21 protein-coding genes are annotated in these 21,752 nt (G+C 51.8%); 9 read left to right on the forward strand and 12 right to left on the reverse strand.

The features are described from left to right. The 5 genes from LPA44_RS12950 to LPA44_RS12965 form a co-directional block, all read right to left on the reverse strand. Positions 1–1,356, reverse strand: coding sequence for a restriction endonuclease subunit S (locus tag LPA44_RS12950; protein WP_230889962.1), 1,356 nt, complete (start codon positions 1,354–1,356; stop codon positions 1–3). Continuing rightward, entirely contained in the window at positions 1,353–2,915 is a 1,563-nt protein-coding gene (locus LPA44_RS12955; RefSeq protein WP_230889963.1) for a type I restriction-modification system subunit M, read from the reverse strand. Before LPA44_RS12955 ends, LPA44_RS12950 begins: the two co-directional genes overlap by 4 nt. Before the next feature lie 87 nt (positions 2,916–3,002). After that, positions 3,003–4,025 carry a hypothetical protein gene (locus LPA44_RS12960; protein ID WP_230889964.1) on the reverse strand — a complete coding sequence of 341 codons (1,023 nt, stop codon included), beginning with the start codon at positions 4,023–4,025 and terminating at the stop codon, positions 3,003–3,005. A gap of 74 nt (positions 4,026–4,099) precedes the next feature. Beyond that, positions 4,100–4,225 carry a hypothetical protein gene (locus tag LPA44_RS18125; protein ID WP_269070166.1) on the reverse strand — a complete coding sequence of 42 codons (126 nt, stop codon included), beginning with the start codon at positions 4,223–4,225 and terminating at the stop codon, positions 4,100–4,102. A gap of 171 nt (positions 4,226–4,396) precedes the next feature. Beyond that, positions 4,397–4,651, reverse strand: coding sequence for a winged helix-turn-helix transcriptional regulator (locus LPA44_RS12965; RefSeq protein ID WP_230889965.1), 255 nt, complete (start codon positions 4,649–4,651; stop codon positions 4,397–4,399). A 110-nt stretch (positions 4,652–4,761) separates the two neighbouring features. Here LPA44_RS12965 and LPA44_RS12970 point away from each other — a divergent pair, with 110 nt between their 5' ends. Genes LPA44_RS12970 through LPA44_RS12980 form a run of 4 tightly spaced genes read left to right on the forward strand, consistent with a single transcriptional unit; the run spans position 4,762 to position 8,014 of the window. Further along, complete coding sequence (locus LPA44_RS12970) at positions 4,762–5,163, forward strand: DUF7344 domain-containing protein (protein WP_230889966.1); 402 nt, start codon at positions 4,762–4,764, stop codon at positions 5,161–5,163. Between the two features lie 32 nt (positions 5,164–5,195). After that, on the forward strand, positions 5,196–6,314 hold the full coding sequence (locus LPA44_RS12975; RefSeq protein ID WP_230889967.1) for a CRISPR-associated protein Cas4: 1,119 nt from the start codon (positions 5,196–5,198) through the stop codon (positions 6,312–6,314). Next, positions 6,307–7,092 carry a hypothetical protein gene (locus LPA44_RS18410; RefSeq protein ID WP_442903390.1) on the forward strand — a complete coding sequence of 262 codons (786 nt, stop codon included), beginning with the start codon at positions 6,307–6,309 and terminating at the stop codon, positions 7,090–7,092. The genes LPA44_RS12975 and LPA44_RS18410 overlap by 8 nt, the downstream gene beginning before the upstream one ends. After that, positions 7,082–8,014, forward strand: coding sequence for a recombinase family protein (locus LPA44_RS12980; RefSeq protein WP_230889968.1), 933 nt, complete (start codon positions 7,082–7,084; stop codon positions 8,012–8,014). The genes LPA44_RS18410 and LPA44_RS12980 overlap by 11 nt, the downstream gene beginning before the upstream one ends. A 41-nt stretch (positions 8,015–8,055) precedes the next feature. Here the strand turns inward: LPA44_RS12980 and LPA44_RS12985 are convergent, their stop codons facing one another. The 4 genes from LPA44_RS12985 to LPA44_RS12995 form a co-directional block, all read right to left on the reverse strand. Further along, complete coding sequence (locus LPA44_RS12985; protein ID WP_230889969.1) at positions 8,056–9,480, reverse strand: recombinase family protein; 1,425 nt, start codon at positions 9,478–9,480, stop codon at positions 8,056–8,058. Then, a complete protein-coding gene (locus tag LPA44_RS12990) occupies positions 9,480–10,619 on the reverse strand; it encodes a tyrosine-type recombinase/integrase (RefSeq protein ID WP_230889970.1) in 1,140 nt (379 codons plus the stop codon). The genes LPA44_RS12985 and LPA44_RS12990 overlap by 1 nt, the downstream gene beginning before the upstream one ends. Before the next feature lie 595 nt (positions 10,620–11,214). Next, a complete protein-coding gene (locus LPA44_RS18415; RefSeq protein WP_442903391.1) occupies positions 11,215–11,988 on the reverse strand; it encodes a hypothetical protein in 774 nt (257 codons plus the stop codon). 116 nt (positions 11,989–12,104) lie between these two features. After that, complete coding sequence (locus LPA44_RS12995; RefSeq protein WP_230889971.1) at positions 12,105–12,635, reverse strand: hypothetical protein; 531 nt, start codon at positions 12,633–12,635, stop codon at positions 12,105–12,107. Positions 12,636–12,669: 34 nt separating this feature from the next. Here LPA44_RS12995 and LPA44_RS13000 point away from each other — a divergent pair, with 34 nt between their 5' ends. Together LPA44_RS13000 and LPA44_RS13005 are read left to right on the forward strand one after the other, a co-directional pair. Further along, the gene (locus LPA44_RS13000) at positions 12,670–13,908 is read left to right on the forward strand and encodes a hypothetical protein (RefSeq protein ID WP_230889972.1); all 1,239 of its coding nucleotides are present in this window, start codon (positions 12,670–12,672) and stop codon (positions 13,906–13,908) included. Positions 13,909–14,499: 591 nt separating this feature from the next. Further along, on the forward strand, positions 14,500–15,423 hold the full coding sequence (locus LPA44_RS13005; protein ID WP_230889973.1) for a hypothetical protein: 924 nt from the start codon (positions 14,500–14,502) through the stop codon (positions 15,421–15,423). Between the two features lie 144 nt (positions 15,424–15,567). Here the strand turns inward: LPA44_RS13005 and LPA44_RS13010 are convergent, their stop codons facing one another. From LPA44_RS13010 to LPA44_RS13020, 3 genes are all read right to left on the reverse strand, one after another. Next, positions 15,568–17,022, reverse strand: coding sequence for a hypothetical protein (locus LPA44_RS13010; RefSeq protein ID WP_230889974.1), 1,455 nt, complete (start codon positions 17,020–17,022; stop codon positions 15,568–15,570). Positions 17,023–17,324: 302 nt separating this feature from the next. Further along, positions 17,325–17,672, reverse strand: coding sequence for a hypothetical protein (locus LPA44_RS13015; protein WP_230889975.1), 348 nt, complete (start codon positions 17,670–17,672; stop codon positions 17,325–17,327). A 156-nt stretch (positions 17,673–17,828) separates the two neighbouring features. Next, entirely contained in the window at positions 17,829–18,263 is a 435-nt protein-coding gene (locus LPA44_RS13020; protein ID WP_230889976.1) for a hypothetical protein, read from the reverse strand. Positions 18,264–18,271: 8 nt separating this feature from the next. On the opposite strand from LPA44_RS13020, the gene LPA44_RS13025 reads away from it, so the two are divergent. Genes LPA44_RS13025 through LPA44_RS13035 form a run of 3 tightly spaced genes read left to right on the forward strand, consistent with a single transcriptional unit; the run spans position 18,272 to position 21,735 of the window. Next, the gene (locus tag LPA44_RS13025; protein ID WP_230889977.1) at positions 18,272–18,601 is read left to right on the forward strand and encodes a hypothetical protein; all 330 of its coding nucleotides are present in this window, start codon (positions 18,272–18,274) and stop codon (positions 18,599–18,601) included. Between the two features lie 30 nt (positions 18,602–18,631). Beyond that, positions 18,632–19,768, forward strand: a complete 1,137-nt coding sequence (locus tag LPA44_RS13030) for a hypothetical protein (protein WP_230889978.1) — start codon at positions 18,632–18,634, stop codon at positions 19,766–19,768. After that, the gene (locus LPA44_RS13035; RefSeq protein ID WP_230889979.1) at positions 19,768–21,735 is read left to right on the forward strand and encodes a hypothetical protein; all 1,968 of its coding nucleotides are present in this window, start codon (positions 19,768–19,770) and stop codon (positions 21,733–21,735) included. The genes LPA44_RS13030 and LPA44_RS13035 overlap by 1 nt, the downstream gene beginning before the upstream one ends. The last annotated feature ends 17 nt before the right edge of the window (positions 21,736–21,752 follow it).

Here is a 21,752-nt window from a genome sequence, read left to right on the forward strand (position 1 = left end):
CTATTCCACCATATCCACTCGAACCTTCCCAGTGAGGAGGTCCTGCATCAGGCTGCGCTTGAGAGCTTGAAGTTCTTGTTTTGTCTCGCGCTCTTCTTTGATTTGCTCGTCCACCGTTTGTAGGGTGCTAACGATTTTTTGCTGCTCGTCAATTGGGGGGAGAGGGAGAAGGATACTGGAGTATTCGCTCGTATTGATGTTCTCCTGCGCACCCTGCCGGGTTATTCTGGCGACCCACCGGCTATAGTTGTCTGTCTGTGTGTAGTAGAACACGAACTCTGGGAGGACGCGACTTTCATCGAACTTGAACCGGATGAGGTAACCTGCATACGCTGCATCCGGATGATAGTCCCTGTAGAGGAATGTCTTCCCTACGGTTGCACCGGTTCTTGCAAACATGATGTCTCCCGGCTCTATCTCGTAACCTTCTGCCTTCTTAGGAGAAATGCTCGTAGGGTCGTCGTCTTTCAAGTGGCCTTCTTCGGAAATGTCGGTGATTCGGAGGTACCGAAGCTTCGCCTCGCTGAATTCCTCTGCACTCGCGTTTAGCCCATAAGACGAGGACTCCGAAAGCTCACCAAGACGTTCCGTGTCCCAGTCGGCGGGGATATCGCCTACGGTCGTTTGATCCATCCCAGTGCTAACGCCACCGGATTGCGCACCGAGATCCTCTGCAGCGAGAATCTCCTCGTGTTCACCATATCCATTATGGAACAAATCTTGGAGAAGTCCTGCTCGTAGCCCCTGAGTCTCCTGGATTATCCTATCCGTCTGCTGAATCTGCTTGTCTATCTTCGCGAGGATATCTGCAATGTGGCGCTGTTCTTCTAACGGTGGAACGGGCAGTTGAAGTTTCGTAAAGGACTGCTCTTTCACCCGCTTATGACTATTTGTGGATGAGGAGGAAGTGACTTTAGGATCACTCATGAATCGGTAACTATCGAAATAGTAATTATAGAAGGCTAAACTCAATTCCTTCTTGGGTAGAAGAGGCCAATACTCAGTTGAGCAGATTGCTGGATAGTCGTGGTCATGACGGACTCTCCAAAACCGCCGTTTCCGTATATTTAATTTTGGAAACAGAATCGTGTCCTGGGGTACTTCGTATTTTTTACTCCCGATCTCCTCTACCCGCGTCTTTTCTGGTTCTCGGCCGGAATCGTACGCGGGCATGGAATAGAGTAGGACCTTAGAGCCTCTCTCGCGTTCCGAAGGGTCAAACGGGGTTTTCTGGATTTCGAAGAGGTTGTCAACCGTATTTATCTCCCAATCCTCCGGGAATGTAACACTCCTAGGGCCGAGTTGGACCTCTCGGTATTTTTCTGGATGTCGTTCTGGAGTTATTACCTCACTCATCGGTACTCTAGTTCCTCCATGTATGCATCCAGTTCTGCATTCGTCTCTTCGCGTTCAGCCTTCAACCGGTCCAACTCTTCGAGCTTTTCACGTACATCGATGGGTTCCTCGGGTTCGGTTGTGTCGACGTAGCGGGGGACGTTAAGGTTCCAGTCGTTCTCCTTAATCTCCTCCAAGTCGACGAGCCGACTGTGGTGGTCTTCTTCCCGCCCTATAAGGTGTGTTTCGGCGAGGTACTCGACCCCCTCGCTGGTGAGCTGGTTCTGATTCGAGAGGTCCTCGAACACGTGAATGCCAGATTCCCGGAGTTGCTGGTCCTCGGCATAGATGAACTGGACCTTGTTCTTGCGCTCCGCGGGCTTGTCCTTGTTCAGGACGAGGATGCACCCCGGTGACGACGTGTTGTAGAAGAGGTTCTCCGGGAGTGCGATGACCGCTTCCACGAGGTCGTCCTGCAATAGGGGCTTGCGAATTTTCTTCTCCGAACGCGAGCGGAATAGTACACCATTGTCCATCACTATGCCAGCCTTTCCGGTCTCCGATAGCGACGCGAGCATCAACTGGATCCACGCCCAATCCCCACGGTTTGCAGGCGGGAGCCCGTACTCGAAGCGGTTGTACGGCTCGTTCTCCTGCACCCACTCCTTGTTCCATTTCTTCTGGTTCCACGGTGGGTTCGCGACCACGCGGTCGAACACTTCGAGTTCGTCGTGTTCAGTGACGAATTGCGGCTTCCGAATGGTGTCGCCTTTCTCGATGGTGGCGTCCTGGAGCTCGTGGAGGAGGACGTTCATTTGGCCGATGGCCCACGTATTCAGGTTCTTCTCCTGCCCATACAGGGAGATGTCGTCGCGGTCGCCGCCTTCCTCGTCGACGTGCTGGGCGGAGTAGATGAGCATGCCCGCAGACCCACACGCCGGGTCGTAGACGCGGTCACCGGGCTCGGGGTCGACACACTCGACGAGGAGCTGGACGACCTCGCGGGGGGTGTAGAACTCGCCGCCCTTCTTTCCGGCGTCGTCAGCGAACTGCCGAATGAGATACTCGTAAGCGCGCCCGAAGATGTCGGGGTCGTCGAGGTCGGAATTCCGGTAGCGGTGCTTGTCGAAGTGCGTCACCAACTCTTCGAGAGTCGAGTCCGCCAGACGCTCCTTGTCGTTGAAGTCGACCGTCGTGAGCACGCGGTCGGCGATTGCGTCGTTCTCGTCCTCGACGGCCTCCAATGCCTTGTTGAGGGTAGCGCCGATGTCGGAGCTCTGGGCGGTGATGTGATTCCAGCGAGCGCGCTCGGGCACCCAGAACTCCTCGTGGAGGTCACGGTCGTTCCGGACCGTCTCCTCGTCGACGTCGTACTCCTCGGCGATCTCCTCGGTCTCCTCGTCGAAACGGTCGTTGATGCGCTTCAGAAACAGTAGTCCAAAAATGTAGTTCTTGTAGTCCGCCGCGTCAATGCTGCCCCGGAGAATATCGGCCGCCTCCCAGAGGTGAGATTCGAGAGTGTCCAAATCGAGGGTTTCGCCGTCGGCGTAGTAGCGAAGATCCTCGTTTTCTGCAGCCATGTTCTCACCGTTGCCCGACACAGGTTTAGACCTTTCTGGAAGCGTCCCAGACAGATATGGGATACTTGTACTGGGCCAATAGGTGAATTAGAATACGTTCTGGAGCGGGCCGGCGTCCTGAACCGTCTCGTAGGTTTCCTGAACGTCGTCGAACGAGAGGAACCCCAGGTCGCAGTGTTCAGCGTTCCCCAGCACCTTGTCGAAGGTCGGGCGCGTCATCTCTTTTCGGACCTTGTCTTCGTCGTTGCCGGGCGCGACGATGCGTATGTCGATAGCGATGTTCGGGACCTTCACCGCGAAGTCGGCCATTCGAAGAATCCCGCTGTAGATGCTGGTGGTACTCTCGACCTCGAAGAGCTTCGCGATGTGGTCGTCCTCCAGCCAAATCACGTCGACGTACTTAATGATGTCTGTCGCCGCCGAACTGAACCCCGGTAGCTGGAGCGACTCCACGCAGTTCTCTCCGAGGCGCTCGCCGTCGTACTCGCGGTTCTTGTCGTTTTTCGCGACGTACACGTCGTACCCGTGCCGGAGCCCGAGCTGAACGAGATAGTACTGAATCTCGGTGTGCTCGCGGGGAGTGTCGGTATCGTCGTCAGGTTTGGACGGTTTCTTCTCGCCACCGTCTTCCTCGGTCTGGAAGTCCTGGAACGCCTCCTCGATCGAGTTGTATTCTTGGAGGAGCGTGTTCCGGGCGTCGTTCGAGACCTCGACGAACCCACGGGGATACCAGCCTTCGGAGTACCCGAGGAGGCGGCCGATACGACGCCGGTCGAGCGTGATTCGTTTGTAATCCGTGATGGTGAAGAGGAAACTGCTCTCGGGTTCGCCCCAGGCTGCTTCGCCGACAGCATCGCTCTCGAAGGGAGTGCCGATGCGGCCGCTCGCGATGAACTCACCGTTGTTGTAGAACAACACGACGTCGCCCGAGGACATATCTTCGAAGAAACTCCGCTTCTGTGGACCGTCCCCCGTCCCCCAGAGGCGAATCTTGTCCTCCCGCTGGAGGTCGTCGGGGGCGTCTTCCGGGACCGGAACCCGATTGTCGACGGTTTTGTTGAACTGGTCGATCCACTCCGGACCGACAGGCGCGAGATAGAGATTGTTCATATTATTCGACTATTCACGAGGCAACTGCTTGAAAATACTGGACAAGAAACCAGTAGGGGACTACCGAGACTGGCTCAGTACTGCGGTTCGAACGCCATCGCCTTGCTGTCGAACGAGTACTGGTCGATGTCGTGCTTCTCGCAGACGTCCGTCAGGCGCTGGGGTTGGAGGTAGTCTTTCTCGATGAGGTGGTCGAACACTACCGTCAGTTCGCCGTCGTCGACGCTGGTGACAATGGCGAGGTCGGGGTCGTCGTAGCCGGGTTAGGCGGCACTCTTCCCTAACTGGAGTTCTGTATGATTTGGGTACGGCAGTGTGTTCGAATCCCGGTCGTTCTCACCGATTCCAGCTTGCACTTGCCGTTACTGATCTCATCGGTGGGGTTCGACTGGTTTGGTCGAGGTGTTTCCTGGATACCACCATACGGTGCTTCGACTGCCGACTTTTTTCGATTTCAGGAATCCCTCGCTTTCGAGTTGGTCTAATCGACTTAACAAGCCTCGCCTGCCGATATCGAGTTGGTCTGCGACTTCGGAGGCTGTCAAGACTGGGTCCCCGGATTGCTCGAAGACTTGGAGGATTTCTTTGTCGGAGACATCGGGCGGCCGCCCGGGGCCATTTTCCATTAGACTTAGTTGGCCGTGTCACATCTGTTATGAATTTGCTCCCACGAGGGAGTTAATACGGCTGAGGCCCATACCTCCACCACGGAAAATACACAAAACCAACAAATGCCATGGCTCACGACACCAACAACAGACTCTCCGAACTCTATCACTGCCTCCGTGCCGACCGCCGCCGGCAAGTAATCAAACACCTCGAACAGACCACCGAGGACGCCGTTTCCGTTCGAAGCCTCGCACGTTCCATCGCAGCCAACGAAGAGGGCGTTCCTACAGCGAACGCGACCGGGGAACCCTACCGGAATGCGTACAATGCACTTTCCCAGACTCATCTTCGAACACTAGCGGCTGCGGATATCATCATCTACGACCCAAAGCGTCAGACCACAAAGCGTGGGTCGAGTTTTGAGATCGCTGCTCTCCTCATCGATATTGACACTCCCACCGTCGAACTCTTCTCCAAATCTGACGGGACCGACCAATCACAGGAGTCTGAGGAACCCGACAATGACTGATAGAGCATCGTAGTCCCCGCCTTGTATCAAACATGGATGAACCAGAACATCTGGGGAACAGCGGCGATGTCCCTGCCCCGTCACACGCGGGAGAATCTCTCAGAGACGGTCTATTGAACCGGTTGACTCCAACCCAATTCACCGAGTGGCACCGGGAAGAGCAATATGCGCAAAATATCGAGAATGGCACGCCATACTTCAACGGAACTGGCTATCAGCCAAGTGCCGAAAGACACAGCCCTAGCAAGCTTCTTCGCTGCCACCGCCGCCAATTCTACAACGACTATAACGCCCCGGAGGAAAGCGCCGACCCGGACGGCATCTTCTGGGCCGGCTCCAAACTCGAAGAGGAACTTCTCTTTCCTTTCCTGAAACAGACTGCCGCAGAACTAGATTCCTACGTACGAAACTCTATCTGGATCGACTATTCGACCGACAGCCACGCGGGGCCAATTGAAATCAAGGGGAGTACCGATCCGGTTATTGTCGATGAAGACGCGACTCCTGTTCTCCCGACCGAAATCAAAACCAAGCGCACCCTCAAGACCCTCAACGAACCAAACCGAACGCACCGCGCACAACTACATGCGTACCTCCTCGGCCTCTCGGAGAAATTCGAAATCGATCTCGACGTTGGCGTCTTGATCTACGTTAGCCGACAATCTCTCGACATCGAAACGTTCCGTATCGACTTCGATGCGGCATTCTGGAACGAGACGGTCCTTGATTGGGCTGCCACCCATACTCAGTACCGGATTGACGAGGAGCTTCCGCCGGCCACGCCTGAGACGGACTGGGAATGTGAGTACTGCTCGTACCGAGAACGCTGCGGGAAAGGCTCGGCCCCTGCCGCTGATTATGGTGTTCGGGGGTTTGTACGGGAATTTGCCGGGTATCCCCCGGAAAAGATTGAGGAGTACTTGGAGAACAACCCTGAGGAGGAGCTCACGCCCGCACTCGCTGCCGAATACCCGGAATTGGCTGCTACATACGCAGTGCAACATTGGTCGTGCAACCGATGCGGGTCCAGTATCAACTGGAAGGAAGTGGAAGCCGCAGATGAACCGCTCTGCCCCTGCTGTGCTGAAGACGACATTTTAACGCCGCTTACCCGGCCAGACCCGCAGAATATTGGAGAACCAAATGACTAGCACAAACCAAGTAAGCAAATCTAACTCTGATTGCCCGCTCTGTGGAAGCGAGTCATCAGTCCATCCAGAATATTCTCTAAAAGGCGTATGCGCCAACTGTGGGTTTGTAACCGATAACGACGTGGAACAGCACACTCAGTCCCAAGAGATTCTCGCTGAATCTGGTACAGAGCTAGACTCTTGGAAAGATTACTCGCCGATTCACAACGCGACTGAAAAGCGATTCACAGCTGCGATTGATATTCAAAACCAAGTTGGAGACGATCTGGGACTCGACGCCCAGGCACGCATCCGTTGTGCTGAGCTACTCGGACAGGGAGTGGTTGAAGGAATCACTGATGGCCGAAGTACGGACTCCGTCTCATTGGCAGCCCTCTACTGGGGCGAACGTCAAGCCGATCAACCAGTCCCTATCTCGGTAATTGCAAATATCAGCGGAACCCCTCGCTCTGATCTCACGAAAGCCATTAACACACTCCAGAACTCTCTCGGCATTCCAGCGACTCCCACACAGCCAGTTGACTATGTCCCGTATCTCTCCCGCCAATTAAATATAGAATACAAAGAGAAAGTCGCTCTCGTAGAGCTTCTTCGTCGGGTCGAAGCAGACCGGGATAGTTGTGGAAGTAACCCAGTAGGAGTTGTAGCGGCGGGGGCTTATCACATACTGGAGGGGGAGCGAACACAGGCAGAGATCTGCCAGGTGGCGGGCGTTTCGACTGAGACACTGCGGGTCCGATTATCTGAATTACAGGAGCTGAGTCGAAATGTCGACTGAGATCAGCCCTCGTGTGACGGATGAAGAAGACAGCGAAGCGTCTACAGTTGCGATATATGCCCGTACCTCGTCGAAGAGCCAGCAGTTCGGATACTCGTTAGACGAGCAGGTTCGCCAATGCGTTGAGCACAGTGAGCTCCGCGGTTGGACTGTCCAGTTTATTTACCGTGATGAGGCTGAGAGTGGGAAAGACACTGACCGGCCGATGTTCCAGAAGATGATGTCCGGTGCGAAGCAGCGGTGGTTTGACGTCATCATGTTTTGGAAGCTCGACCGGTTCTCGCGAAGCCTAATGCATGCGGTCCAGTTGGAAGCAGACCTTCGCGAATCAGATGTAGGGCTGTTTAGTGTCACAGAGCAGATTGATACGACATCGGCTGCTGGCCGGTTCAATTTCCGGAATATCGCAAGTGCAGCTGAATTCGAGCGGGATATGATCCAGCAGCGTACTCAGATGGGGTTACAAGCGCTTGCAATGGACCACAAGTGGCCGAATGACCGTCCGCCCCTTGGATACACAAAATTACCTGACGGCAGGCTCTCAATCGACTCAGAAGAAGCGGATCTAATTCAGGAGATATTCCGGTCCTACCTTGGTGAGCGATCAATGCCAGCAGTTGCTGGAGCTTTGAACGACAGAGAGGTCCCCACAAAGGCAGGTAATCAGTGGTGCCCCCGTGCTGTGGGGGATGTTCTCCGAAACGAACTCTACACCGGTCAGTACTCGGTTGGAGACCTCACTGAGTACGTCGACGAGTATCGAATCATCCCGGATGAGCTGTTCGAAGAAGTGACCGATATTCGACTGCGTTTTCAGACGGAATCTATGGCTCGCGAGAAGATGCAGCCTTCCCGGAAGCAGCGCATTATTGATGGGGTGATCGAACGCTACTCCGAATTCCTGAAGGAAGAATCGAGATAGCTGTTGCTACCGGCTTTTGCACTCTACCCTAGGCTCGTGAATCAGTTAGTCAGCCGGTCCAGAAGCGCCGGTAGGTCGGGGAGCTTCTGAAGTAGTTCCATTCGATTGTAATCATCGTCACGAGGCCATTTCCGAGACTTTCCACACTCGGTACAACGATACATATGACCATCCACCGATGCACCCGATAGTGACCGCTGACCGTTTTTGACCATCTGACCTTCGCATGACTCACAACGCAACTCGACCGGTGGACTCGACTCTACGACTGTGAATAGGTCGAATTCCTCGATGAACTCTGCAAGTCCGCCCGTGTCTTCACTTGAGTACTGTTCGTTCTTGGCCTCAATAACCCGTTGTGCCTTCTCAAACCTCTCTCCGTGGACGAACTGCAGTTCTGGGTCATCTCGGACTCGCTTTCCTTCGTAATTGCCAACCGAATTCGCGGACACCTGCGGCTTCCCTTTGTACGCGGGCTCTTGGAGGAGCGTCTTCACCCGGTGGCCGTCTAAGACATCTCCGTATTTCTCTTCGAGACGGCGTTTCGTCTCTTGGTACGTCTCACAGTCGAGGAACTCATCGAACAGATCCTGAACGACTGGTTCCATTTCTGGCTGCTTCTTAACCCACCCGTCGTCGGTCTTCTCGTAACCGAGTGGGGTGACCGGCTTATACGCACTCCAGTTTTTGTTCTCGATGAAGCTCCGGACTGCCGACTCCTTCGCCTTCCGCATTCGAAGTTCATTATTCAGCTGTGCCATTAGTGACATGAGTGTCGTCTGCATAAGGCCTCTTGTGCTGGAGACATCCTTCTCACCTGACTGAGTAATGAGTGTGACGTCGCATTCACTCTGTAGAATATAAATGAAGTACAGAGTTTCTGCTGCTGCTCGCCCAATTCGGTCAACGTCTTGGACAAGGAGGTAGGACGGTGCGTCTTTCTGTGCTTCGCGAAACACGCGCTGGATTCCGTCCCGCTCGAAGCTACCCCCGGTTTGCGCCTCGTCTCGAATCGGGTCGCAGTGGAGAGACAGCCCCTCCTGTTCTGCGATCCGCTTCAGTTGTTCCACCTGTGTGTCTAAGCTGTGCCCTTCACGTGCCTGCTTTTGGCTACTAACACGAGCGTAAATGATGGCTGTACCATCAGCCTCGTCCGACTCTTCTTCTTCATTTGGTCCTTGGTCCTGACTCTCGCCAGAACGAGGTTTTGACGAGGGAACCTCGAAGTCGGTGAGGCTATGCTGTTTTGCCGAGGTGGTGAACTTCAGCAGGTAGAGGAACTGGTGGGTGTCGTCTTTTTCTTGATTGACGCGCTGCCATAGTCTCTGGTACAGACTTAATATAATGGATCGGATACGGCGAGGGTTCCCTGTCCGTATCTGATCTTTTTTATGTACTCTGTGCCAGAGCCGCTTGAGAACATAAAAGATGAGATTCAACTGGCGATTAAGTCGACTGGTGAACATTAGATGAATCCCCCCTGGTCAGTCTCATTCTGAAGTTGCTCCAATTGACGCCGCCGGAACTCTCGACGCTCTTCCGGCGTCCGCTCGTCGTAATGTTTCTCGATAATCTCTTCACTCACGTCACAGCGCTCACTCAGCGTCTTGACTCGCAGCCCCTCTTGGAGCTGATTCGAGATGTAGCCGTGTCGGAGTGCATAGGGTGGCCGACTCGACGGACATTTCGATGCCTGATCGGTATTCTGAGACGCCTGGCACGCTTCTGGATTACGGGTATGCGGACAGTCACGCCCAATTTCGCACGGGCGACTCCACTTGTAGATGTATTTCCGCATTGTCGACTTCGACAGTCGTCCCATCTTTGAGGTCAGAAACGGACTTCTGCCAGTTTCGGATGTGACCTCGACTCGATTCTGCTCAATGTAGTCCTTGAAGACCTCGGCGACACCCGGTTTGATTACGACCTGCTGCTCTCCTCCTTCTCCGTTTTTCAGTGAGGTCTCTTCGGGCCGATGTTCAAGGACAATATAGGGATCCTCACAGTCGATATGGAGGTCTTCAAGATCAAGTGAGTGAAGTCCGCCGGGACGCCGCCCAGTACTTGCGTAAAACAGCCAGACGACGTGCTCTGCAGTGGCGTATTCGTAGCTTGAGAGATAATCTAGGACCGCATCGACACGCTCGTCGGCTATATCGATATCACGAACGCCCTCATCGCCAGTTAGTGAAGGTGGATTGAGTTCATCCGCCAGCCCGGACTCTAACGCATCAATCTTCTCAAGGAACCGGACGAAATCCTTCAACAGATACATTTCATCCCGCATGGTTTTCGCCGAGAGCGAATCATCGAGATCGTGACTCTCCTCTCGCCGCCAGTGTCGATACTGATTCAGTTCACGGAACCCGATCTCGTTCAACGACTCAATTTCCCGCATCTCACAGAACTCAGTGAAATACGCGAGCTTGTTCCTATACTCCTGAACTGTCTTCGGACGGACCTCCTCTGATTTGTGCTCAACAAACTCAACAACCCCCTGCTCAGGAGGAATGTCTTTGAGATCCGGACCGATCTGATCGAGTAAGTTGGGGTTCTCCTCAAGCAGTTTGTTGAGGGCTTGTTCAACACCAACGTCAGAAGCCATGGATTTCACCTCGAGCGGTGCAGTTACTGTGACAGCGATGCCTCTGGAAGCCGTAATTAGTACGTGCAGTATTCATGATTAGGCGCGACGGCTTGATTCGGCTCTTACGAACGCTTCAGGTGCAACTACTCAGGAACTTCTCCCTCTCTCAGGAGACTTTCTGACCGATCGGGAGTCACTACACACCTCAAAGCGTCCACCCCCACTGTGCGTTAAAAACAATCCACTCAGCCACTTCACCAAGGAATCCTCAAGACCACACCTCTCCTCCGAGCTTTCGCTTTTACAGGTTATCCTAGAGTGGCTAGGTGGACTTACTGGTTTGCTTATATCAACTACAAACATCTCCACTCAAACTGGGTGATAAAAACCACTCTAGCCGGCAACCCGTCCAACGGCTCTATTGTACTGAGTCCGAGCAAGTTTTTGCTTAAACCAATTCTTCGGTGTTGGCTGGAAGTACGAACTACCTTGTTTGCTGCCACTACTACGAACATCTCCATTTTACCCGGATGGTAAAAACAAGATGCTTGAAATTATTATAGTGGTGACGAGGTGAGATCTACCCCTCCGGTGTCTGTTGATTCAATAGACTTTATTTAAGTGACTCTCCAAACGAATATGGACGCCATCCACCGCCATGTAATACCGTCGCGATCTTTTGTTTCTCCCAGCTCTCTACTGAAATGGCGTCCTGTGAGCTCAGCGCTGGCACCTTCTGCCCCAACGCGTGTACAAGCCGAGATCTATGCTCCGGTGAGTGTTCTATCCTCACGACTACTTGAGGATCGTGTGCGTCTTCTTTTGCGATTGGGCAGTTGTTGACGTGGGATTCTAATACCGGAGCAAGTGTGGATTGCTGGACTGGTTCTGATAGGTAGAGTCCCAAGAAGACCCGTGGATAGCCATTATACCCCTCTCCTCCGATAGCGCGAATTGCTTGCCAGTGGTCTACGTCATCTAATGCACGACTGAGCGACTTCTGTCGGGCTCGCTTTGACGATTGGAGTCTGGCTAGGTATGTTACTGGAGGGAGAAACGTTTGTGAGGATTTATCCAGCCAATATGAACCACTGAATGAGATGAGTGCGGTCGACTGAGCCCATTCACAGGCCTGCTGATCAACTCGGTACAGATCACTCCATGCAGCGCCTGCCCAGTCACTTGTGAAAGTCTCGAAATCCAGCACTCGGTATGTTTTGATGTCCTCTTCCTCGAGATACTGGACAAGCGACCGGAAGCGACGAGTTGCTTTGCTCCATGTAGGAATCTCTCCATCAATCCGTAGTCGGTCCGGAATCAGTTCTTTCTCGGCGGGCCCGGTAAATCGAGGCGATTGAGACGTTTTCTCAGATAGAATTCGGCCCATCTGTCTATATCCATGGTGTCAGTCGTTTAAGATTTAATGGTGGTCTCTGACAGCTGAAGAAATCCTGTCACTTGTGTAGGCTTTCATAAAGAATAGCCGAGTCCTCAACAACATGTTCATAGTGAGCGTCGGGACATACTCCAGGTTTCGAACTCCCCTGGATCCTGACCATCATCTAAGAACTCAATCCCCTGCTCGAATATCTCGATCGTATCGACTTCCCACTCCTCTATTTCACTCCTATCTAACTCTGCGAAACGGTCTTCGACTGTCGAGTAATCCAAGAATGGCTCAAGCCATCGCGGATCGATGTACTTGATAGTGCCACTTTCAGAAATCGAGGAATATCTTCCTTGACGAATAAACTGGTTGACGAACTGGAGCAACGCAGCATCCGATTGTGTGGCCTCTTCGGCCCATTCTTGCGGCCGGTCAGAATCTGACCATTCCTGCCACCGTCCTAAAACCGAGTCCATATGCGGTGTCGATAGAAGCTCATCCACTTCCGCTGTTTCAGCAAATTTGTCAATCGCTACCTCTTTCAACTTTTCTATCTCCTCATGGTTAAGCAGTCGCTGGTCGGGGGCACCTCTGCCTGTCCAACACACCACAAACTCGTCTATGCGACAAATAGTAAAGGATTCCAACGGAAAAGCCCTCCCAGTGCAAAACTCCGAACACTTGGACGAAGCCCTCTCTTGCATCCGATCCCTTCCTGAGCGGGACCCACGAGTCCGTAGGGGAAGGCGGTCGAAGTTCGACCATCAAATCGACCAGTTTCTCGACGCCGATGTTAGTGTTGACTGGGTGCAGGAAGGACTAGCGAGGCAAACGGTCGGTGATAAGATTGAGGAACTTCTTCTGGATGCGTACGAACAAGACAACCCGAAAGAGGAATTTGTAGCGTCATTTCGTAGTTACATGTCTGACACTTTTGGGTCCCCGAAACCGACATACACCGTCTACTTCCCGATCAACTTCTCCGCGTTCCACACCCCGCCCGATAGATTTGAGCAAGGTGTCGAGATCGACCGTATACCCTACGACGAGTGGGAGACTTATCGAGGCGAGGCCGAGCAGTTAGATGAAATTGCGGAATTCTTCTCACAGCATCCGAATGACTTTGATGAGGATACCTTCACCTTCTGGGAAGCTGATGTAGGCGCTCGGGATGTGGTTGTCCCGCCGAATATCGTGTACGACGCCGTCGTAACACTACTCGGGCAAATCCAATACAGCTTCCACCTCCGGGGACTGCATCCGCGGGATGACTCCAACGGATTGCCGAAGCACAGCTGGTCGAACCTACGCGCTCCCCCGATACTGCTTGTAGCCGACGAGGACGGAGACATCAACTATGCGCACGCTATCGACCGGAATCACCGTCGGGCGGAAACCGTGCAGTGGGTAGACGACAATCGCCGGAATCGATTTGACTCAATTCCATCCCTGGACTCAGAATCAGCGTACGATAAGAAGCTCCTAGACGCCTTTCACGCGCACCAGCGAGGGATGGCTGAACCCCGGAAGCATTCCTCATTCCTTTACTTCTGGCAGGGGCTTGAACGGCTAGCAACACGGGATGACGAACGAGCAAATACGGGCGACACCGTGGAACGAGCAAGATTCGTGTATGAACAACTCGGGGATATAGACCCGGTCTTCAATGACGTACTGCGTGACTTAGCCAATAAACGGAATTCGCTAGTTCACGAGGGACCGAATACGACTATTGCAAGGCGATTCCAGGAGTATACGAAGGTTCTGCTGGACGGTATGATAACACTGTACCTGGAGTGCCGAGACGACTTCACAGGTCAGAAAATGAACGATTTACTCGAATACGGGCCTGGCGATTGGAAGCGCGCAGGGTTGGTTCGGCAACTATCTGAGAGAGAAATTGATTTTGAGAGGAAATGAAGTTAACGGCAGCTCTCTCCTCGATTTACGCTCGGAACAGGAGTAGAATATCCATGACGGGTACTCCATGCGACTCACCCCGGGTATTGTAGTCGTCGCACTCGCTCGGCCGCCGCCACAAGCAAGTTGCTGATGTCTACATGGGTGAGGGGTGCATCAAGAGTGGAGTGTCGTACGCATACCTACTGAGCGGCTATTCCACCAGATACACCGGTGAAGAGAAAGCGCACCAGAAGTTAATCCTCGGCGTGCTATATCCCAGGTATCTCGGCGATTAACGCCGGTGATACGGCGAATATCGTTCTCTTCGAGTCTACTAGTAGTTACTGTATATGGAACGCCCACAACGGAGATCTACTATAGTAATCTCCAGAAGTGTCTACTCACATCTCTCACCAGACCCTCAGGAATCGACTAAGCTCGCCGATCTATAATGGGTGCTACTACAAAGACTTCCAGATTCTACTATAGTACGTGGGCAGAATCGGTGCTTCCATCCTCAACCGCAGGTTATGCCGACCAAGACATCTATCGTAGTTACTATACAATATCCGGATAAGTTACTTCCCGCTCAACAGCGTTGCCACTGCTATGACAGAGGAGAATAATGAGACTCAGGAGGGGGTTCTGACTCTCCCTCAACGAATGATTGAACGTATTGTAGAAGACATACGGCACGATATTCAGGAGGGGAAACAGAAGACTGCAGAAATCATTCCTGCTGCGTTCATCCTATTTGTAGAGAAGTGGCTCGGATTCTGGGTTACCCTTATCGGACTGACATTCACTATCGGTTCTCTCGGAATGGGGCTTACCTACGCCGCTGAGAAGGGTGCGACTATTCCTGCACTCGCTAACAACATATCGTGGTTCCTCGGCCATATCTGGACCGTAGGTCTGCTCGTTGTCCTCACGTATGGAGTTATTCTATTTTCGCTCCTACTCGTTTCCACTGTTCGCCTTGTTCTCTGGGGACGAACGATTTACCGCAAGTTCTGGAATCAAAATACACCGCCGTTCTCAACGGAGACAACTGAGGCAGGTTCTAAACAGTGGCCACCCACCAACCAGCAGCGTGAGGAAGCATGGAAGCACGCCAAGGACCATTTAGGAAACGGCTCAATTCTCTTCATCACCATCACGTTCCTCTTACTGCTGTTTGAGCAACTTGCTGCGGAGACACTGAACAACCTGCTCTCATCCTCGTGGCTGACTGTCGTCGGCAACAGTATTGACGTCGGGATTGGAGTGCTGGATTTCGACAGCATTCTAGGAGCCGCAGCTCCCAACGCAAGCCAATATGGAATCGTTCTCTTCGTTCTGTTCTTTGTGCTCCCATCAGCCGTAGTAGCGATTGGTACTCGCAACCTCCTCTACCTAGTTGAGAGCAGTATTCGAGACCACATTGAGAAGGGGCGTAACGGAAGTCTCCGGAGCAAGTCAACGGCACTTCTCGCCTTCTTTTTCCTCTATAGTATCGGTATATGCACCAACATTCTAATACAATTGCCCTGAGAACAAGATCCGTGATTGCAGCTAGGAGAATTTGTCTTCGCACAAAGTTGCGTATCTAAGTGCAATTTGCGGACTCTCTGGTCTACTCTCACCGCCTATCTATTTTCCCGGCAATACTTTCAGATTATATTCTCCCACTCAACGTTACTCCCCGAGAAGTCGGTTAACAGTGTTCAACGCCTCTTGAGTCTCTTCTCGTGCCGTTCCAGACTTCGTCGCCCACTTGAAGACACGACGGGTCTTTGATTCATCGACGCCCCCATCTGTGTCTACAAACTCGGTAAGGTATAACCCAATCATAGCATCGGCAAGCACTTTCGCGACAATCTCATGCTCAGGTCCGATGTGAATCCATCCTGTCTCGTGGGTGCGAGTGTTTCGAACCTTCCAAATTTCATCGGCAACCCGTTCGAAAATCGGGTCATACTCCCCGTCTGTAACTACCTTTAACGCGAATAGAGCACGCTCAACGGTCGCATCCTTCTGTCCCTGCCCGGCCAGTGACAATTCCTCGATGACTCGCCAGAAATTGATAAACGAGCGTCGATGATCAGTTTCCGTGAGACCTTGCTGGTAGTCAACCAAGACATCGTGAAGCAGCGGTTCATTGCCAACTCGTAGGTCCTCAAACGGAAGATGGGTATCAAAGCGGTTACTGAGTGAAGAGTAGTCGAGAGAAACCTCAGGACGTCCGCCGCGATGATACACATTTGCTCCCCAGTGAGGTGTGTAGGGTTGTTCGTCGACGTATTCATCAACGTAAAAAATTCCAAATGGACGCTGAATTGCCGTCCATCGGCCGCCATCTCTCGTATCTCCCGACATTCGGTCCAAGCGATCGGCTCTCGTCTGGTAGTCCATGAAGTACGTCGAGTGATTCAACTGTGCCGAGAGAATTTCGAGCGCGTTCTTGAACCGAAGCATCGCCCACCGAGGAGTTCGGCTTGAGATAGTCGTCCTCCAGACATCGTAGTTCCCGTCTTCGATTTCTTGAAGGATGTAGACACCACCACTCACATCCGGGCCGTGTGCGATTTCCTCGAGACGAGGACGCCATTCAGACTGGTCGGCGGACTCGAATGTATGTCCGTACACCTCGAATACCGGTGGATCATCACCCCAGCGGATATGCCAAGGGAACCAAATGGTGAACTCCCGAGACGGCCTCTCTCCCCAATTCTGTTTGATTGCATCTACCTTGGCCGAGAATACCTCGACAAGCCCATCATCTTCTAATGTCTCTTGTACGGGGAAACTCGGGTCTGGTGGTACTTGGTCTGAGTTTTCTGGGTTCTCGCTTGGTCTTCCCTCGGTGAATTGTTCAAGCACCCACGGATCGTCCGCTAAATCCATCAGTACAGCCATTACCGGCCGTTGAAGATCGCTGACGGTGACCTGCATCGAGTCGTAGTTGAAGTATTCAACGATGAGACGTTGCATCGCATATTGGTACTTCAGATTAGTGAGCTGGTCATGCTCTGGAGGAGATATTTCAGGAGACGCGTCTTCGTCATTACTGGATACACGCTCCATCATACGAATTGAGAGCGAGTTCGTGACGAGCATCTCAATTAGAGCTTCTTTCTCTTCTTCGTCCATTACTCACATTCACGGCTGAACCATCTTCAGATCTGGGCCATTTGACAGGGTAAGAATGCGAATTAGCTGTCTCTGAAGTAAGGCCAATATCTCTATTGGGAGACCAACATGTTGAAACCTCAGCTGCTGGCAGAACTGAGCTGCTAAGTATAGTGCATTGAGAACTATGAATTTCTGCGTCAGCTCAGTTCTTCCTCAATCTCTTCAAGTGACTGCGCCACCTGAGTCATGATCTTAACAGTAGTTGCCAATACGGTTTCTTCATTCAGAGTACTGGGTGAAACAGCCGGTTAGTTCAATAATTAGCTAACCGCTTCCTCTATATTGATCTCCTCTTCAAGTATTGATACCGTTAGCACAGAGCCACTACTTGATGGACTATCATTCCATGTGTGTCGTTCACTTCTGTTGACGTTAACGGTTATCTTCAACTCTTTTTCACCACTCGTCTCAAATGGTTTCGAGTAGGATTTGTCTCCATCAGCATCTAACGAAAAGGTCTCATCTATGACTGGATCTTCTTCCTCCACATCTCGTACTACTAATTTAATATCAATTCTATCACTGGTCTGGTTAGAGATGGATATTGTTGGTAGTGAATCAGTGTGTAAGCACCCGGCAATAGTGAATATTGAGCCACTACCGAGCATTTGGAGAATACGTCGGCGGTTAATCTCCATTATTGACTTATTCATATTTGTGCCATATGTGCGTTCTGCCTAATACGTGGGCATCCCTACTTACCGATTCAGCCATTTCATTTTCAGGTATCTACCTGAATAAAGAAACCGCGTTAGCAACTACTGTTAATGTATGCCCCCTCGATAATCTCTGACTGGCCGGCTGATACCGACAGCATCCATTGCTCGTTGCCATTTACTATTCCCACGATGGGCGCGGTCTAAGCGAAGGTCATACACAGCGTTCAATGGATCAAGTAGTTCCGCTGCTCTACCCCTATCAAAGAGATGAACAGCTACTTCAAACAGTGCGGACTTCGAGCCATCTACCTCATCAGACCGTTCTTCGGGAAGATACCCTCGGATATTGTCAATGTAGTCTCCATCAATCCGCTCAAAGAGAACCTCATTTAGCGCTTCCATCGCATCCAATAGTTGGTCCTTCTCATCGCGGGCAGGCATAATCACTTGATCGACTGGATCACTCTCCCGTAGTTCCCCAAGCATCGGTGAGCCATGTGCCTGTTCGAACGTCTCATTGAGAGCAGCAATCGCAGTCATCACCCGACTTGGACGGCGTCGACAAGTCCTTGGCCGAACACCTGATCAACGACTACACGAACTTGAGGACGGTGAGCTGGGCAGCGACAAGCGACGTCGAACACCTCGAAAACAAGTACGACCTCGACGCCCACGAGTTCTTTAAGGCCCTCGGAGACGAAGATGTCTACCGCAACGAGAAGAGCCCAGAGGCCGGGAAACTGCACGTCCTAGACCACAGAGGCGACATGGAAGCCTCCGGGAGAAGACGAAAAAGATTAAGACGACACCATCCAAGCAGGTTTCGACGATTTCAGCGGTTGATGACGGCATCAGAGAACAGAACAGTCATTCTTTAACCGATGCCTTGAATTATCCCTCTAAGAAGAATGGCATCCCGGAAACAGATATACAACAAGAGCTTTCAGTCACTGGTTTCTTTAGTGACGCGCTTCGGGGCCTTTATTGCGGTTCTATCCGCTTCACTCGTATTCCTTAAGCAGTTTCTCAACGTCAGTTGGTGGATCATCTCCTTGGTGAGTGTCGTTACCCTGGCACTCCTCTTTGGAACGATATGGTCGCGAGGTATCTTCATATCACCTTGGTCTCTGAGACTGAGATCCCTGTATCAAAAATATAGATACACGGGCCTACTTCCCTTGCTTAGGCTGCTCAAATCTCGAGAGAAGAAACGAGTAGAAGTCCTCAAAGGAGTTTTCAGAGCTCTTCTGGCCGTTGTTGTAGGTAGCTCTATCTACCTGATACAGTCAGTTATCTTCGGAGATTCTCCTTTCACTGTCCAAGGAGGGATACTGTCCACGACTTGGCAGGTCCATGCAGTCATCATCGGCTTCAGTTTCGTTGCTTTGACGTTTGCCTGGGAGGAAATATACAGTAACCCGTTAAACGATGAATTGACGAGGCTGTTTATCGAAGATATTGGATCTATTTGGACAGTAACTTTCGTATTCACTTCAAACCTGTTTATCGGCCTCATAGCTTTCGTACACTCCTCAGCAGAGAACGCAGGCTATCTACCGGTATACGTCACCGCTGTACTGTTTGCTTCCTCTATATACGCTGTTGCCACCCGGTTCTTGGACGCACTTGATCTACTGTTTTACACCGATTTTGACGAAGAAGTGAAAGAATACGCAAAGGAAAATCTGGAGAAAGAAATGGTAAATGAATTTTCCAACCCGAACAGGGTTCTCTCAGAGTCTGTACCCGGATTTGAACATATATCAGCGGGAGTTATGGATTTTGGACTGGAAAGAACATCTATACTATCAAGGGACATAGACAAGGCCGGCAATATCACAGATATCAACCTGAAGAATATGAGGCGGATCTCTCAAACCGTCGAAGAGGAATCCGGCGTCGGTATAGACCGGAGCCCTTCTGTCGGTACCTCGCTGGCTGAAGACACAACGGTTCTTTCCTTGGATGGAGATGTCTCTGAGGGAGCCCTGGAGGAGATCGAACGACAACTACGTCAAGGGATACGGACACGGAGGGAGAACTGATGCCCAACTACGAAGACTACTTAGAGCACTTCTTCACAGATGCGGAAGCCGCTATCCGGGAAGGAAAAGGCCAGGAGCTTTCAGATAACCTATCTCACATCGCAGAACTGATCGATGAACTGATTAACAGGGAAGTAGACTCCCCAACCCGGTTCAGGTCTATCTACGCCTTCTGCAGACGTCGATACCTACAGCTTTACGACGACGTGCTTGAGAACGGTGCTGGCGAGGATTTGAGATCGAGCATTTTCAATTCGATATCTGTGAACGTTAGATATTCTAGGCAGTCGAACGACTTGGAGGCCTTCGACCAGCTACTTAACGCACTTGTCAGTTGTTACGTCCGCTCATATCCCAATCCAGGTTTCGACGAGTCCTTAGAGGACTTTTTCGAAAGGTTGGACGTTAATCAACGAGGGATTGCACAGAACTTTGAAAAGGTTGACAGCGTCGACAGGCTGGCTAAGAGCAGTGATCTTATCGATACTTTCCTCGGGTATTACCGTGAGGTGTGGAGGTATGCCGTTGAGTACGAGTGTAGAGAGTCTGCTATACGGCTTCATGAGAACCTGGAGGAGGTAAGGGCGTTTGAGCAAGCCCGGTACCTGCCTCCGGGAAGGCCTGAAAACCAGTACAGTGAGGAGTTCTTGGAGGAGAAACAGGAGGCAGCTGATGCTGTTAGGAAACGGATTCAGATACAGAAGTTCGCCGCATATTCGTGGGCATACAATCTCTACGTGAAAGATGTACTCTCGGAGGACTTTCTCAAAGAACTGTTTCAGAATCACGCTAAAAAGGAGTTCCCCACGGTCAAATCCCTGACTGAAACTTACTTCGACATCCGAACCGTCTTAGAGGGGGTCCCTTACTGGGATGACTGGGAAATGGAGCGACAGCTGGAGGAGTCGAGAGGAGGACCTGTTATGACTTCAATGGGTTCGAACAGTTGGATACCGTCTTTCTATCTGGCTTTCTCACTGTACTTGTTTGATGAAGATGAGCAGGAGGTCTTCCTGGACTCTGCACCTGAGGACCTTCCTTTTCCGACAACAGAGGACGACCGGTTGGATCTCGACAACTTATTGGATTCCATAAAGGAGTTTGAAGATGACTATCCCTTGGAGTTCCTCTTGGATGGTCAAACGGATATCGGTGAGAGGATAGAAGCGCTGTCTGAGGTTCTTGACCGGGCGTTTTCCCATGCAGAGACACAGGCGATTATGCGGGTCCGTAACCACCCTATTGACCCTGATTACGTCGATTCTTGGGAGCAGGAGATGAACGACCAGTTTGATAGCTCTTGCCAGTTGAGACGGGCGTTGAAAGAGGTCGACGTGTTGAAACAGAAAAGGTTTCCTCCGGATCTTGACGGTGTGAAGGTTTCAGTGGGGTATCCGCAGAAACGCAGTTTCGTACCTGAGGATCAAGTGGCTAAGCCTGTGACCGCCAATTTTCGCCGTGTTCTCGAGGACTATCGTGAGTATGTATTGAGATGGCTGACTCTTGAGGAGCGTACTATAGAGAGTATAGAAGAACTGATCGATGAGATGGAGACTGAGGTCAAGAAGAGAAATCCGTCGATTGTTCTTCTTCAGACTGGTGAGCACCGCAGGCAGTTTTTAGAAGATGAAAGATTCGAGCGGGGCAGTGACATGGATGATGCACATTTTTCGTTCATTGATCAGCCTGTTCTCACCGAGGCAACGGACCACTATACCGCTTTACTGCTGCTGGAAAGCGAGAGTTACGGTGTGGAGTTTATTGAAGATGGACGGGTTCTGAGGGTGACAGCTACACCAGGTGAGGAAACTGATGTTTTTGACATGCCGAATCAGCCTTTGGAGTCAGTACCCTATACTAATGCGCCGCATGATTTCGTGCAATTAGAGACCCGTCTCCGAGGATTCATAGATAGTCGAGGACTTGACGGAGTCGTTTTCAAAATGAGTTCGGACTCCCCCAGCTAATCGAGAGTATAGCTGTC

It is taken from the genome of Halobacterium sp. KA-4 (assembly GCF_021028995.1).
In the GTDB taxonomy this organism is placed as follows: domain Archaea; phylum Halobacteriota; class Halobacteria; order Halobacteriales; family Halobacteriaceae; genus Halobacterium.